Source organism: Fimbriimonadaceae bacterium (assembly GCA_019638775.1).
Classification (GTDB): Bacteria; Armatimonadota; Fimbriimonadia; order Fimbriimonadales; family Fimbriimonadaceae; genus JAHBTD01.
This window is the reverse complement of record JAHBTD010000003.1, coordinates 277,521-291,736: the sequence shown is the minus strand read 5'-3', so window position 1 is coordinate 291,736 and position 14,216 is coordinate 277,521. Positions and strand designations below refer to the sequence as shown.

Genomic DNA, 14,216 nt, shown 5'->3' with positions numbered 1-14,216 from the left:
TGGTGGGACTCCCAAGTTCACTTGGGAGTCCCTGATTTTCCAAGTTTCAGCTATTGTACAGGCGGGGGCGGAGGCGGCGACGGAATTGTAAACCGTCGTGCTGCGCTAAAGATATAGCGCTCTCCACTCGCGTCTGCAATGGGACCTGGCTTGTCGGCTACATTCCTTGCGCCAACTCTCCACCAGAACTCCTGTTGCGCACTGCCGAAGTCGCTTCGCAGCCGGTTGACCAGGTTAGTGATCGCGCCAGTGCTAAGCACACCCAGATCAGAGCGTGTCAGGGTTGCGTAGATTCTCGACTTGTTCTTCGGGAAGTTGGGGTCCGTCGAAACTTGCAGTGCGTACTGACAAGTGATCGGGAACGCCGTAACTGCCGAGTTGTATGTGAACGGGATATCGCTTGCAACAACCGTATTCGGCGCAGGCGAGACGAGCGTCAGCCGTGCCAGAGGTGTTGCGATACCGCGAGCCGAGGATCGCTGTGAAATGAAGAAGCAGTAGGTGTCTGCGCCACCGGTACCACCACCACCTGTGGTGCCGCCGGTTGCGGTTGTCGTAGCGCCCGTTGTTGTGGTTGCGCCTGTAGTACCACCAGTGGTCAAACCACCCGTCGTAGCTCCAGTCGTACCGCCGGTGCCTCCTGTACCGCCCGTGGAAAGCCCACCGGTGCCGCCAGTCGTGAGACCGCCAGTGCCACCGCCAGAGCCGCTGCTACCACCACCGGGGAGGTCGATCAACGCGAGTCGATAAACCAATGCCACGGAGTAGTTGTACGGCCGCCCGGCAACGACGCCATCAACGGTCGCGCTGGTTGTCGGATTGCTCTGGTTGTTACAGGTGCTGCCACCGATAACTCCGCCGTAATCGCCGTAAGTAACGTTACGACCAGCGAGGTTGTCGTCAACAACAGACGTGTCGAGGCCGTTCGCGACCATCACAGGCGAACCTGGGACGTCGTTTCGATAAACCTGCCATTCCACACGCTGCGAGTTACCGCGAGCGAATAGATCGAGACGCCACTTGACGCGTACGCCAAAGACATCGCTACCTTCGGGGAACATACCGGCTTCAGCGACGACATCGTCAGCAGCCTTTTGGTTGCCCGAACGTCCACCGCTAAGGAGGAGGCCAACGAGACCGAGTACCAGAACAACCGTGGTGAAGCCGCTGCTGCTGCCTCCACGCTTGGATTTCTCGTAGCTCACGCCGTTGTCTGCTCGCCAATCGAGCTTCGGACGAGGCGGATCGAAGACCACGCGAACTTTGTCGCCTGGCTGGATACCCTTGATGGGGCGGGTCACCTTAACGACCGCGCTATCGGGCTCAACTTCCTCAACGATTGCCGAAGCAACCTGCTCACGGCCGCGAAGAATGATGACTTCTTGACCCTTGGCAAAACCAGTTCGTGTGCCCTGGTTGATGAGAGCCGTATTCTCTGATGTATTTAAAATTGTGCCTGTGGGCAGAGTCTTTGCTTGAATCTCAGCCACTGCGGCTGCGGCACCTTGTTGGAACGCTTCATTAAGAAGCGTTTGATCGTCGACATTGCCTGCACGAACGCTTGAATGCGCTCGCAAGCCGGCTCCGTTGACGCCCAGGCCCGATGCAACGTCGATAACTACGACGCGCATGATGACTTCAGCTCTGCGTCCACCGCCTTCGGAAACGGTGCGCCAACCGATAATCTCGCCTGTGACGAGTGTTGTCGCACGCAGCTCATTGGCGAGCCGCATCAAGCTGATTTTGTCTGTGACGGGGGCTTGAAGGTTGAGTGACTCGACCGCTCTATTCACGGTCTCGCTGGGAATAACATCGTAACGGTTTAGCTTTGCCAGTTCGCCTGAAACGGCTTCTGACGCTGCAGCGCCTACTTCCCTTCCACCTGCGCCGGGGTTGATGAACTCAAGAACAGCCCAGCTTTGAGCTTGCTGTACTTGGGCAACGGCTTTACTGCTTGACAGTAAAACTGTGAAAGGCAGGATGAGCGCCATCACGATGATTTGGCTCACAGCCCTACCTAGGAACGAATTGATGAACCGCCTCACTATGACGTGTCCTCCTTGTCAGTCCTCTGAAACTTGGTTTTGCTTAGAAGCATAACATCCACCTTAAGACCACACATATCCTCCCTCACGGCAAACGCAAAAAACGACAAGCTCGCGGCTTGTCTTCCGCTTGTTCGCACGTTGGAACCGATTATTGCCGATTCCCAATATGTGCAACTTCGTACGCTTTCGATGATTCAGCCTCGAAGCCGGGTGAAGTATAGCATGTCGAAATCAAGATCGCAACAAGCTAAACGAATTCTTCTTTTACCCACCTGGCTACAAAGGCAAGGACGGACGCTTCCGAGCGATTGGTTCGGACAATCACATCGGCAAAGGCGCATTTCACCCGTGAAGGCAACTGGCGTTCAAGCATTTGCTCCGCGACCGACTCGTTTTCATAGCGGGATAAAAGCCTTCTTCGCTGCTCTTCAACACCGCATGTCACCACCCAAACTCGGTCAAATTGAGCCTGAATACACGTTTCGAAGAGCAATGGCACCTCAACAACCTGGGCCGAAGATTTGAGGATGCGATCAAGAGTTCTTTGGTGAAAGATGCGATTCAGTGTTTGGAAAATCTCAGGCCGTTTTTGTAACAAATTACGGACTATTTCACGTGTGACGGGGCCCTCAATGGCCAATTCCGCTCTCAATTCCGACAATACAGAATCGTTTTCATAGAGTTGCGAAACGATATGATCACTCGACTCTACGGCGATGCCGAGGTCGCGAAGATAGCCGAGAACGGTCGATTTCCCTTCGGCGATTCCTCCAGTGAGGGCGATCCGCTTCAAGATTTCAAGCCGCCTCGCCCTTCTTCTTGCGATGGCTCAGCTTCCAGTCAAGAGAAATCTTTCCCCCTCCTGTGGTGATGAGGAGGACGCTCATTCCAAAAAGCACGAGAGGAAGCCCAAACTGCTGAACTGTCGTCTCATCGTAAAGGTCAAGCTGGGCAAAGTTGACATATGTTGCCACTGCCATCGTCGCGGCAATCCCAAACGCTGCTAACCGTGTCAGTAGACCGACGAGAACACCCAGCCCGCCAAAAAATTCAGCAAAAATCGCCAGTGCGGCAAATGCTGGAGGGATGTGATAGCGCCTTTCCATCCAATCGAGCGTTGAGTTGAACCCTTGCCCACCAAACAGCATCAACAGATGCCTTGATCCGTAATAGAAGAAGACAGCCCCCAGAATTACGCGCATCACGAATAGACCATAGTGGCTCAGTTTGTTCTCGGGCATGGAGCACTCTCGATAAACCAGACGTTGAAATCGGGTCTGGGTTGCCGCCGCCCTTTAGGATTTGGGTCCGAAACTCTTAGGGATTGTCTTATAGCGAGATTGTTCGGAAAAGTAGCGTTTCCCTGCTCTGCGCGGTAAGGTTAATCCGATGAATTCGAGAAACTTCTTGCGTGGGTGGACCGCAAGTCTGCTCGTTGGTATCGCCGTTGGCTCGTATGCCCAGGTTATCGACAAGGAAGCCTATATCGCCCCGCCTAAGCCCGTGGCCGATCTATTGAACGCTCCAAGACACCTGAACGTCAACTTGACCAATCTCAGCCCAGATGGGTCACGGTTCTTGATCGCCAATTCCGGTGGGATGAGCGATCTTCAATCTGTAGGCAAGGTTTACTTCACTTTGGGTGGACTTCAGGTCGATGCGAACGCCAACCGTGCACGGAGCATGACCACGCGAGGAGCCGTAGGCTATGACCTTTTTGAGTGGAATACCAGCAAGAGATACTCGATTCAGATACCACCCGGCTCAAAAGTTACGGGTGCAGCTTGGTCGAACGACGGGAAACAAGTTGCCTTCTTTGCTCACTTTGAATTGAGATCGGAGATCTGGATCGCGGAGGCGGCTTCGGGCAAAACTCGGCGATTGAGCGGAATATCCGTTCTTCCGGTGCATGTGACCAACCTACAGTGGGTCAATGGCGATAAGGAGATCGTGTCGGTCGTCGTGCCAGACAACCGCACACCCACGCCAAAGCGCCCGCGAATCGCATCACAGCCTCGTGTCATGGTCACAAACTCTGGTCGAGACAGTCTGCGAACCTATCGAGGGCTGCTGGAGACGCAATACGACCAAGATTTGCTGGAGTATTACTCGGTCGGGCAATTGGTGAGAATCGACGCCAAGTCTGGGCAAGTCAAGCGTATTGGCGAACCGAAGATGATTCTCTCGGTCAATCCGTCGCCAGATGGAAAGCACTTTATCGTTCGCACGATGCTCAAACCGTTTTCCTATCTCGTACCGATGAGTTCATTTGGAACCGTTGAAGAGATTTGGGATGAGTCTGGAAAAGCCGTTGTCGAAATCCGCAAAACTCCGTTAAGAACAGGGGGTGGCGCGCCCGATCCTGACTTTTTTGACGAAGACGACGAACAAGGTCGCGGAGGACGTGGAGGGGGAGGTCAGGCCGGAGCAACCAATAATGGCCGACGTAATCTCTCATGGCGACCCGATGGCGAGGGCCTGAGCTATCTCCAGCTTGAGCCCCAGCAACAAGGACAAGCCACGCGCCAAGACCAGGTCATTCAGTGGGTTGCCCCATTCGGTAAAGACGACGCAAAACCGATCTACAAAACGAACGAACGCATCGGCTCGGTCTCCTATGCCGCGGACATGAAGACACTCTTCCTTACCGGCACAGCCGGATCGAACAGCGTGCTCTACACCGTAAACATTGATCAGCCCGAAAAGAAGACCACGCTTTATTCTTATGCCACCGACGACTTTTATGCCAATCCCGGCAGGCTAATGACCGCTCCAGGGGCAAAAGGGGTCGATGTCGTTCGTGTTTCAAGCACGGGCCGCGTCTTCTTGAGTGGGACGCAGTACTCCAAGGACCCCGAAAAAGAGGCGCCAAGGCCGTTCCTGGATGCTGTATCGATCAGCGATGGCAAAAAGGAGCGTGTGTGGCATAGCTCCGACACTATGTATGAGACCTTGAACGAGATCTTGGACAGTGAAGGTTCGACACTTGTTTTGAACCGACAGTCTCGCGACGTCTTGCCAGACAACTGGTTGTATTCAACGCAAACCAAAGATGCCAAGAAACTCACTCAGAATGTGGATTACCAGGCAGAAGTGTCCCGCTGTCCAACCCAAAGGATTCAGGTCACACGTGTCGATGGCTTCAAATTCTGGGTCACTGTCACAACTCCAAAATTCTTCGTTGCGGGTCAGAAGGCTCCCGCGATGTTCTGGTTCTACCCAAGTGAGTTTGCAACACAGCAAGCATACAACGACCGTCAGCGAACCTACAATAAGAACCAATTCCCGACATTTGGCAACCTGTCAGTTGAGTATCTCACAACGCTTGGCTATGTGATTGTCGAACCGGATTGCCCGATTGTCGGCCCTCAGAATCGGATCAACGACTTCTATCTTTCTGACCTGAGAAACAACCTTTCAGCAACGATAGACGAACTGGACAAGAGAGGCCTGATCGACCGTGATCGCCTTGGAATCGGTGGGCATAGCTACGGGGCATTCAGCACCGCGCATGCGATGATTCAAACACCTTACTTTAAGGCTGGCATCGCCGGAGATGGCAACTACAACCGAACGCTCACACCGTTCGCCTTCCAAAGCGAGCAGCGCTTAATCTGGGAAAGCCGAGAGCTCTACATCAACATGTCACCCATGCTGTATGCAGAGAACCTCAACGGCGCACTGTTGATGTATCACGGCATGGACGACATGAACGTTGGCACCCACCCTATTAACTCCGAGCGGATGTTCAACGCCTTAGAAGTCCTTGGCAAGACAGCCTCGCTGTACATGTATCCCTATGAAGATCACGGTCCAATCGCAAGCGAGACGCTTAACGACATTTGGGCACGGTGGGTTGAGTGGCTTGATCGGTATGTCAAGAATGCGGGCAAGGAGAAGCCGAAAGAAGCAGGTGACGGCGGTACTAACTGATCTGCCTTTAGTGGAGCATGGAAGGGCCGGGGTTTTTATCCCGGCCCTTTTGTCTTGCCCGTGCTGCAGATATCGGCTCTAACTTTGGTTAAGAACTGCTCGCAATTTTGCCGATAATCAATCGGAGGGGTGGCAGGTGCATCCATGCAACCTATGAAGTGGGCAAAAATTGGGCTGTATTTGGCGAAAGGGGACTCCTACGCCGCATATTATCGTGAAGCGCTTGAGCATGTGGGCATTCCGTTCACACCGTTGGACACTCTCACGACCGACGAGGTCGGCGAGTTTGACGTCATCCTGCTTTGCGGCTATGGCTCTGTCTCGAACATTCAGCGAAACGCTATCGGACAGTGGCTACAAACCGGCGGCTCGCTCGTAGCAAGCGGATCAAGCTGGGGTTTAGACCCCCTGTTTGGTTTAGACGGAACCCCCCAACGAATCTCGAACGGTACGCTTACCCGTCCTAAAACTGACCGGCTGTGGCCTGAACATGCAGACAGCATTCGGTTCTTTGGCGGCGAATTGATGGCGTCGGTGAGGGGACAAAATGTCGTCCCATTCAGGAAGCTCTCCGCCGTAAACCGCATTCAGACCGAGAAGGGCATCATGCTCTTCATAGGCCCTCATATTGGCCAAACGATGTGCCAGATGCAGATGGGCGTTAGCGTCGAAACGGATGGAATCGGTCCTGACGACGACTCTGCTCACCTTGATGATCAGATTTTGCGCGCCGAAGACGGCATCGCACTGAGTTTTGAGTCCGACCGAATCACTGCGGAGGGCGCATCACACCCCCACTTTGCCAAGCCGCATGCTGATTTGGTCCGCGAAATCTGGGTACGTGCCGTTATTGAGGCCATCGAGGCAAGCGGCGCATGTAGCGTGATGACCTGGTACTGGCCTAAGAATGCCGATTCTGTCGCTGCGCTCACGATCGATAGCGAAGAGTACGACTACGATCACGTTCACCGAGCGCACACCCTGCTTACAATGTTCGGTTGCCAGCCTGCCTGGGTGGTTGCCACTCCCGGCTATACGCTCGATGTCTACCGAACCATGCGCTCTTGGGGACATGAAATCGGTCTTCTATTTACTGGCGAAGAGGGGGGCTACTGGCACGAAGAGCGCCTAAAGATTCAGCACTTGGCGTTGGGCCGTGCGGCGGGAACTTCAAGCTTTAGCTCATCCCGTCCTGCAGATGGACAGTGGAGAAACTGGCGACATTTTTATGAGATGTGCGACACCGCTGGCGTAAAGATGTCGCTGAGCAAAGGTGGTCGCCAACCAGGGACTTCTGGATTTGCCTTTGGAACTTGCCATCCTTTCTCACCGATTCGAAAAGACGGGACTCCCAACGTCTGCGCTGAGTTGCCCTATCATGCCTATCTTCCTGGAGAAGTCACCTGCGATCAAAGCATCGACGCAATCATTGAGGAAGCAAGCGCGGTTCATGGCTGTTTCCATGCCGTGATTCGCTCAGATTCGGTGGACAATGAGACTGTCAACGCATCTTTGAGGCGTATGCTGGCTATCGCTAAACAGGCAAAAATGGTCTTCTACAGACCAGACGAGCTTTATGCTTTCGAAAGAACGCGCCGAAACTTGCGGCTGTGGCCCCACTTCCATGAGGAGCACGCAAGCATCCAGATCATTCCAGATGCGGATATCGATGGGCTCGTGTTGATGTTTATCGGTCAAAGACCTGAGATCAGCATGCATCGGAAGGAGGCTTTTCTCATTCCGATGGAGCGATTTGGAACGCGATTGTGGACCATCGATTTGCGATTAGACGGCAAGACTTCGACCGATTTGAGCCTGAAATGGCCTATTGAAGTCGCAGCCTAGGATGGAGTCTGGGGTTGTTGGTGTCAAAATGACCGCATGGTCACGGTGCGCGTCTACGTCACACTCAAGCCCTCACTTCTCGATTCTGCTGGTCGGACAGTTGCCGGATCCCTTCAAAAGCTCGGGTTTGATGAGATCGATAACGCCCGAATAGGCAAACTCATCGAGCTTCAAGTCAATGACTACTCGGAACAAAGGGTCAAGGAGATGTGCGACAAGTTGCTCGCGAACCCCGTGATCGAGGACTACCGCTTCGAGGTCGTTCAGTGAGAGTCGCTGTTCTCCGGTTCCCGGGGGCAAACTGCGATCAAGATGCCTTGTGGGCGCTTCGAGAAGATATCGGCGTGCAAGCCGAGTACGTCTGGCACGAAGACCACTCACTCAATGGGTTCGATGCTGTTTTTGTCCCGGGCGGATTTACCTACGGCGACTACTTGCGCTGCGGCGCCATTGCCAGCCGTGCGGCGATCATGGAAGAGACCGTCCGGTTTGCAAATGATGGAGGGCCAGTCATTGGGGTTTGCAATGGCTTTCAAGTTCTTTGCGAGGCTGGGCTTTTGCCTGGAGCGCTTCTGTTGAATGACAGTCAGAAATTTGTGTGCGAAGACGTCTATCTGAAGGCGATCAACACAACCTCGATGTGGACTGCTGGGGTTGACCGTGTTTTACGGATTCCGGTAGCTCACGGCGAAGGTCGTTATGTCTGCGATAACGAGACGTGGAAGATGCTCCGAGACGAGAACAGAATCGCTTTTCAGTATTGCTCGGCAGCGGGTGATATCGCACCCGAGTCGAACCCCAATGGATCGGCGTGGAATATCGCGGGTATCTTAAACAGATCGGGAAATGTGCTGGGCATGATGCCCCACCCCGAGAGAGCGACGAAAGGAATTCTTGGCTCTGAAGACGGAAAACTGATCTTAAACGCACTTTCCGTCGTCAAGGCTGGGGTGTAGGAATCTGGGAATTCGCCGAAGATTTGTATAGGGACTGAACGGATCATTATGGAATTCCGTTCTTGTACGATGAGGAAAGTTCCTTTCTTACACACACCCAAAGAGCGATGACGATTTTAAGACGACTGATATTGGCCGCAATCCTCGCGATCTCAGCAACCCTGGTGATCGCTCAGGCCAAGCCTCAAGAGACCGAGAAGATTGAACTCGGCAAGCTTGGACAAGCGCTCAAAGCGGCGACGATTTTCTCGAAGCCGAGCACCAAGTCGAAGACTTACTACAAGACCAAAGAGTATCAGTATCTCGTCATCCAAAACAGCTCGAAAGACGGCTGGCTGCAAGTTCTTATGGAGAACGGCGCCTACGGCTATATCAAATCGGAAGCCGTTGCAACGTTCGCGTACGTCGTCACCCTCGACGTACCTAAGGGGAATCGAGACTATCAAAACCTCTCTTCCCGATCACGAGCAAGCGCTGCGCGCAACGGATTGAACTATCAAGGCACCCCTTACAAATGGGGCGGAAACGACCCCACTAGAGGCATTGACTGCTCGGGGTTCGTAAAATATCTTTTCGGACAGATCGGCGTCGATCTTCCCCGAACCGCCGCAGAGCAAGTGAAGGTGGGAACGCCGATCACTAAACTTGAGGACCTGAAGGAAGGCGACAGGCTCTACTTCTGGGATCATAAACGAAACAAGGTCGGGCATACCGGTATCTATCTTGGAAACGGCTATTTCGTGCATTCGTCGAGCTCGAACAAGGGAGTCGCGACGGATTACCTTGGCGATGCAAAGTGGCTGAAGATTTTGGTCGCGGCGCGGCGATAAATCGCCTCACTTAAAGCGCGAATAAATTCGCGCACTCGCAAATCGGAACCGACTATTGCGGAGCGATCGGTTCTGCCTGGCGAAGTGAGGTCAGCTTCTTTGCCTTTCCGCCAATCATCTTGTGGTTCGTCGCTTCGGCGTACAGATCGTAGGGTTCGGCTCCAGTCGCCTTTACGCGCGCGAACTCGCCGAGCACCAATTCGCCGGGGACGAAGACAAGGCCGTCGATGTCCGGGGCGTCGCGGTGCGACCGGCAGATCGTCCAACCCTGCTGGTGCTCTTCAGGCAGCACCGTCAGCTCTTTACCGATCCAATCCTCGTTGACCGCCAATGAGATCCCCTGCTGGAGCGTCATGATCTCGTCGTAGCGCTTGCGCTTGACCTTGAACGGAACCTGACCGTCATAGTCGTGGCTGGGAGTTCCCGGCTCGCGGCTGTAGACGAAAGCGCCCACTCGGTCGAGGCGGGCGGCGTCGACAAAGTCCAGCAGGTACTCAAACTCCTCGTCGGTTTCTCCGGGAAAGCCGACGATGAATGTGGTGCGGATCGCCACGTCGGGCATGGCCTTCCGAACTTTCTCAAAAAGCTTTAGGTAGCGGTCGCCATCCCACGGTCGCTTCATGCGCTTGAGCGTTTCGGGGTGGGCGTGCTGGAGTGGAATGTCGATGTAGTGGGCGACTTTGGGCAGCGTCGCCATCGCCTCGATGACTTCGTCGGTGAGGCGGTTAGGATAGAAATACAGGATACGTATCCACTCGATGCCTTCGACGGCGTTCAACTCGCGCAGAAGGGTGGGGAGCATCTGCTTCTTGTAAAGGTCGTTGCCGTACTGGGTCACGTCTTGGGCGATCAGATTGATCTCTTTTGTGCCTGTGCGAGCAAGGTGATTGGCCTCGGCGACGATGCGCTCCAGCGGCTTGCTGACGTGCCCTCCTCGGAAGCTGGGGATGGTGCAGAAGGTGCATTTGTGGTCGCAGCCTTCACTGACCTTCAAATAGGCCGACCACGGTTTTCCGGTGCGGGCGCGGGTCGGGACGTCGGCCCAGCGGTGGTGCGGCGGCGACACGTCCATCAACTTCTCCCGCGCGACCATGGTCTCCTTGACGATCTCTTGGAAGCGTCCCATCTGCCCGACGCCGACGTAGGTGTCGGCTCCGGGGGCGAGCCGGGCAAGCTCGGCGCCCATGCGCTGGCTGAGGCATCCGGCGACGATCACCTTCGAAATCTTGCCCGCCTTCTTGTCGGCGACGGCCTGTTTGATGGCCTCAATTGACTCCTTCTTGCTGGCTTCCAAGAACCCGCAGGTGTTGATTATGACGACATCCGATTTCTTCGCCATGCCGTCGATCTTGTGACCGGCCTCGTGCAGGACGCCCGCGATCTCTTCGCTATCCACGTCGTTCTTGGCGCAGCCGAGGGTCACGATCTTGACGCTCAATGGACCGTCGCTTGGAGGCTGTTTGGGCGTCTTGGGCATAGATGGATTATGGCAGAGCCGGGATACCGGGTCCCAGAACGGTGAACCCGCCTTGCTTCGCCTCGTCTGGGCCAGCATGACTCCGCTCGTGCTTTTCGCTGCCGCCATTCTCGCCACACCGGCGGGGGAGTTTTCTCCAGCCCCCAAGCCGGTTGCCAAGACGATCAAGGCGGCGGGGTATGAGTGGACCTACCATCTCAACGTCCCTGCAAGCTACACGGGAAAGACGGTGGTGCCGCTGGTGTTCGTGTTTCATGGGGCGGGCGGAAACGGCGAGCTCTATCTGGACCGAAACGGCTGGTCGGCGATGTCGGCCAAGGGCGGGTTTATCGCCTGCGCGCCGACGGGGCTTGCCGCACGGCCGCTGCAGAAATCCGATTTTCTGACGAATCCCAACCTTTGGAACAGCGGTCAGCTTCAACCCAGGTCTCCACGAGGGCGCATCGACGATCTGGAATTTTTCGACGCGCTGCTTGCCCAGATCAAGAAGGATTACAAGATCAACTCGGCGAGGGTGTACTGCACGGGGCACTCCAACGGGGCGGGCATGACGTTTCGGCTGGGCGCGGAGCGCCCGGATGTGTTCGCAGCTATCGCTCCGGTGATGGGGCAGTATGCGGTGAGCGCGACGCCGAAGAGGGGGATTCCAACCCTGGCGATCTTTGGTGAGAAGGACCCGCTTTGTCTGTGGGATGGTGGCGAAAGGACGCTGCCTTGGGGGAAGAGTACGGTTCCTCCCGTAATGGACAGCGTGGAGCGATGGGCGAAGGGGATGGGATGTCCGACGAAGCCCGCCTCGCACACGAACAAGGGCGGCCTGGAGACGTGGGAGTACGGCCCGGGCAAGGATAAGGCGGGCTTTACCGTCGTCAAGATTCTGGGGCAGGGGCATGGATGGCCGGGCGGGCAGTACGCTGGACTCCGCGAAGATACGATCGGGCCGAACGTGAAAACTTACGATGCAACGTCCCGAATTTGGGATTTCTTCAAGTCTCACACTCACTGAGCGGCCCGCCTAATTCGGCGTCGTCAAGGGTAACCTCTCGCCATGCCGAAGAGACCCATCCGCATTGACGACCTTCTCAAGATAACCTTCGTCGGCGACCCCCAGATCAGCCCTGACGGAGGCCGCATTCTTTTCACAAGAAAGCATATCAACGACAAGAACAAATACATCACACAGCTCTGCACGGTCGATATGGATGGCAAAGTCCAGCAATGGACGCAGGCAGAGGGCGGCAATAGCCACGGCAGATGGTCTTCGGACGGAGAATCGTTCGCCTTTATCAGCGGGCGAGAAAAGCCCTCCCCTCAGATATACGTCATGCCAGTGCACGGCGGAGAGGCGCGCAAGCTGACCTCGCTGCCGGAAGGGATGATCGGGGGCTTCAAATGGTCGACCGATGGCAAGAAGATCGCCTTCACCTTCCGAGAGACGCATCCGAACTGGACCGAGAAGGCGAAGAAGGAGCGCGAAGAGAAGGGGCTGAGCACTCCACCGTGGGAGTTGGATGACGTTTGGTACCGGCTTGATGGTGACGGATACTTCGGCGGTCAGCGCTTTCGCCTCTATATTGTCGATGTTGAGTCGGGCGAGCACAATCTGCTCTACGAAGCGTGTCCACTTGGAATGTATGACTACGATTGGTCGCCAAATTCGGATGAACTTGCCGTCATTCACACGGTCAACAAGCGACCGATGGCCCAAGAGGACAACGATCAGATTTTCCGCGTGAACCTTGAAGGGCAAGCCTGGAAGTTAGAAGGGTTGCCTGACGGGCCCAAAAGCTCAGTCCGATGGTCTCCTGACGGAAAGCGCTTAGCCTACACAGGAAGGCACACGCCCGAAGATCCTTGGGGCGCGAGAAACACGCGGCTGTGGGTTTGCCCGGCAGATGGCGGCGACGCCAAGTGCCTGACAGAAAACGACGATTACTGCTTGACGACTTCCACTATCAGCGACACCAAGGACTCTGCACACGGCTCGACGATCCTTTGGGCGCCAGACAGTAAGGCGATCTACCTCGCTCTCGGACATCATGGGTCAGAGCAACTGGCCATGTGCGATCCAGACAAGGGTGGGATCGAGTTCCTGACTCAGGGGAACCACAGCCTCGGACTTGGCAATGTGAGCAAAGATGGCTCCAAGATAGCTTGCGCTTATGGCACGGCTATCAAATTGCCTGAGATCGGGGTCATCGACCTGGACAAATCTGGCGATGAGCCAAGCCTGCTCACACATCTCAACAAGACCTTTCACGAGGAGATCAAACTTAGCGAGCCGGAAGAGTTATGGTTGGAATCAGAGGATGGTCATAAGGTTCATGGATGGGTGATGAAACCAATCGACTACCTCGCACCCAAAAGGTACCCAGCGGTGCTTGAGGTTCACGGCGGGCCTCATACACAGTACGGATGGGCTTTCTTTCATGAATTCCAAGTTTTGGCGGCAGCAGGGTACGTCGTTGTCTACTGCAACCCGCGAGGGTCGAAAGGGTACGGAGAGGACCACTGTGCCGTCATAAGCGGAGACTGGGGCAATCGCGATTGGGCGGACGTCGAAACTTTTACGCACTGGATCGAGCATCAATCGTTTGTTCACCCTGGAAAGATGGGAATTATGGGGGGTAGCTATGGTGGCTACATGACCAATTGGGCGGTTGGGCATAGCGACAAGTTCAAGGCTGCCATCACTGACCGCTGTGTATCGAATATGGTTTCAATGGCAGGCAACAGCGATTTTCCTTTCAACAAGAACGGTTACTTCAAAGGCATTGCCTGGGGTGACCATGAAGATATTAAGGAGCTTTGGAATCAATCACCTATCGCTTTCTTCAAAAATGTAAAAACGCCGATGCTTATCATCCACTCCGAAGGGGATTTGCGTTGCAACATTGAGCAAAGTGAACAGGTTTTCACTGCCCTTCAGCAGGAAGGTGTCGATAGCCGATTCATTCGGTACCCATCGACCACCTCACACGGCATGAGCCGAAGTGGACCACCCGACCTTCGAGCGCATCGCTTAAACGAGATTACTCAGTGGTGGGATAGACACCTAAAGTAATCCGTTTTCTGTGGCCTGTCCCAAGTATTGAGGGATCGTTGTGTCTGCTTTTTTCGATCAAGG

General features: G+C 55.0%; 11 protein-coding genes. 7 read left to right on the top strand and 4 right to left on the bottom strand.

Going from position 1 to position 14,216, the window contains the following annotated elements; translation table 11 throughout:
- Positions 1-50: 50 nt before the first annotated feature.
- The 3 genes from KF784_12985 to KF784_12975 form a co-directional block, all read right to left on the bottom strand.
- Positions 51-2,009, bottom strand: a complete 1,959-nt coding sequence (locus KF784_12985; GenBank protein MBX3119973.1) for a hypothetical protein — start codon at positions 2,007-2,009, stop codon at positions 51-53.
- 286 nt (positions 2,010-2,295) lie between these two features.
- On the bottom strand, positions 2,296-2,841 hold the full coding sequence (gene coaE / locus KF784_12980; GenBank protein ID MBX3119972.1) for a dephospho-CoA kinase: 546 nt from the start codon (positions 2,839-2,841) through the stop codon (positions 2,296-2,298).
- A 4-nt stretch (positions 2,842-2,845) separates the two neighbouring features.
- Entirely contained in the window at positions 2,846-3,289 is a 444-nt protein-coding gene (locus tag KF784_12975; GenBank protein MBX3119971.1) for a DoxX family protein, read from the bottom strand.
- A gap of 148 nt (positions 3,290-3,437) precedes the next feature.
- Here KF784_12975 and KF784_12970 point away from each other — a divergent pair, with 148 nt between their 5' ends.
- The 5 genes from KF784_12970 (at position 3,438) to KF784_12950 (ending at position 9,612) form a co-directional block, all read left to right on the top strand.
- Complete coding sequence (locus tag KF784_12970; GenBank protein ID MBX3119970.1) at positions 3,438-5,981, top strand: S9 family peptidase; 2,544 nt, start codon at positions 3,438-3,440, stop codon at positions 5,979-5,981.
- Positions 5,982-6,134: 153 nt separating this feature from the next.
- A complete protein-coding gene (locus KF784_12965) occupies positions 6,135-7,826 on the top strand; it encodes a hypothetical protein (protein MBX3119969.1) in 1,692 nt (563 codons plus the stop codon).
- Positions 7,827-7,862: 36 nt separating this feature from the next.
- Positions 7,863-8,096 (top strand): phosphoribosylformylglycinamidine synthase subunit PurS, encoded by a 234-nt coding sequence (gene purS / locus KF784_12960; protein MBX3119968.1) that lies wholly within the window; start codon positions 7,863-7,865, stop codon positions 8,094-8,096.
- Complete coding sequence (gene purQ, locus KF784_12955; protein MBX3119967.1) at positions 8,093-8,782, top strand: phosphoribosylformylglycinamidine synthase I; 690 nt, start codon at positions 8,093-8,095, stop codon at positions 8,780-8,782. Before purS ends, purQ begins: the two co-directional genes overlap by 4 nt.
- A 107-nt stretch (positions 8,783-8,889) precedes the next feature.
- Entirely contained in the window at positions 8,890-9,612 is a 723-nt protein-coding gene (locus KF784_12950; protein ID MBX3119966.1) for a C40 family peptidase, read from the top strand.
- Positions 9,613-9,664: 52 nt separating this feature from the next.
- On the opposite strand, the gene rimO is transcribed toward KF784_12950, so the two are convergent.
- Positions 9,665-11,089, bottom strand: coding sequence for a 30S ribosomal protein S12 methylthiotransferase RimO (rimO, locus tag KF784_12945; GenBank protein ID MBX3119965.1), 1,425 nt, complete (start codon positions 11,087-11,089; stop codon positions 9,665-9,667).
- Between the two features lie 52 nt (positions 11,090-11,141).
- Between rimO and KF784_12940 the strand changes: the two genes are divergently transcribed.
- A complete protein-coding gene (locus KF784_12940; GenBank protein MBX3119964.1) occupies positions 11,142-12,095 on the top strand; it encodes a dienelactone hydrolase family protein in 954 nt (317 codons plus the stop codon).
- A 42-nt stretch (positions 12,096-12,137) separates the two neighbouring features.
- A complete protein-coding gene (locus KF784_12935) occupies positions 12,138-14,153 on the top strand; it encodes a S9 family peptidase (protein ID MBX3119963.1) in 2,016 nt (671 codons plus the stop codon).
- Positions 14,154-14,216: the final 63 nt, after the last annotated feature.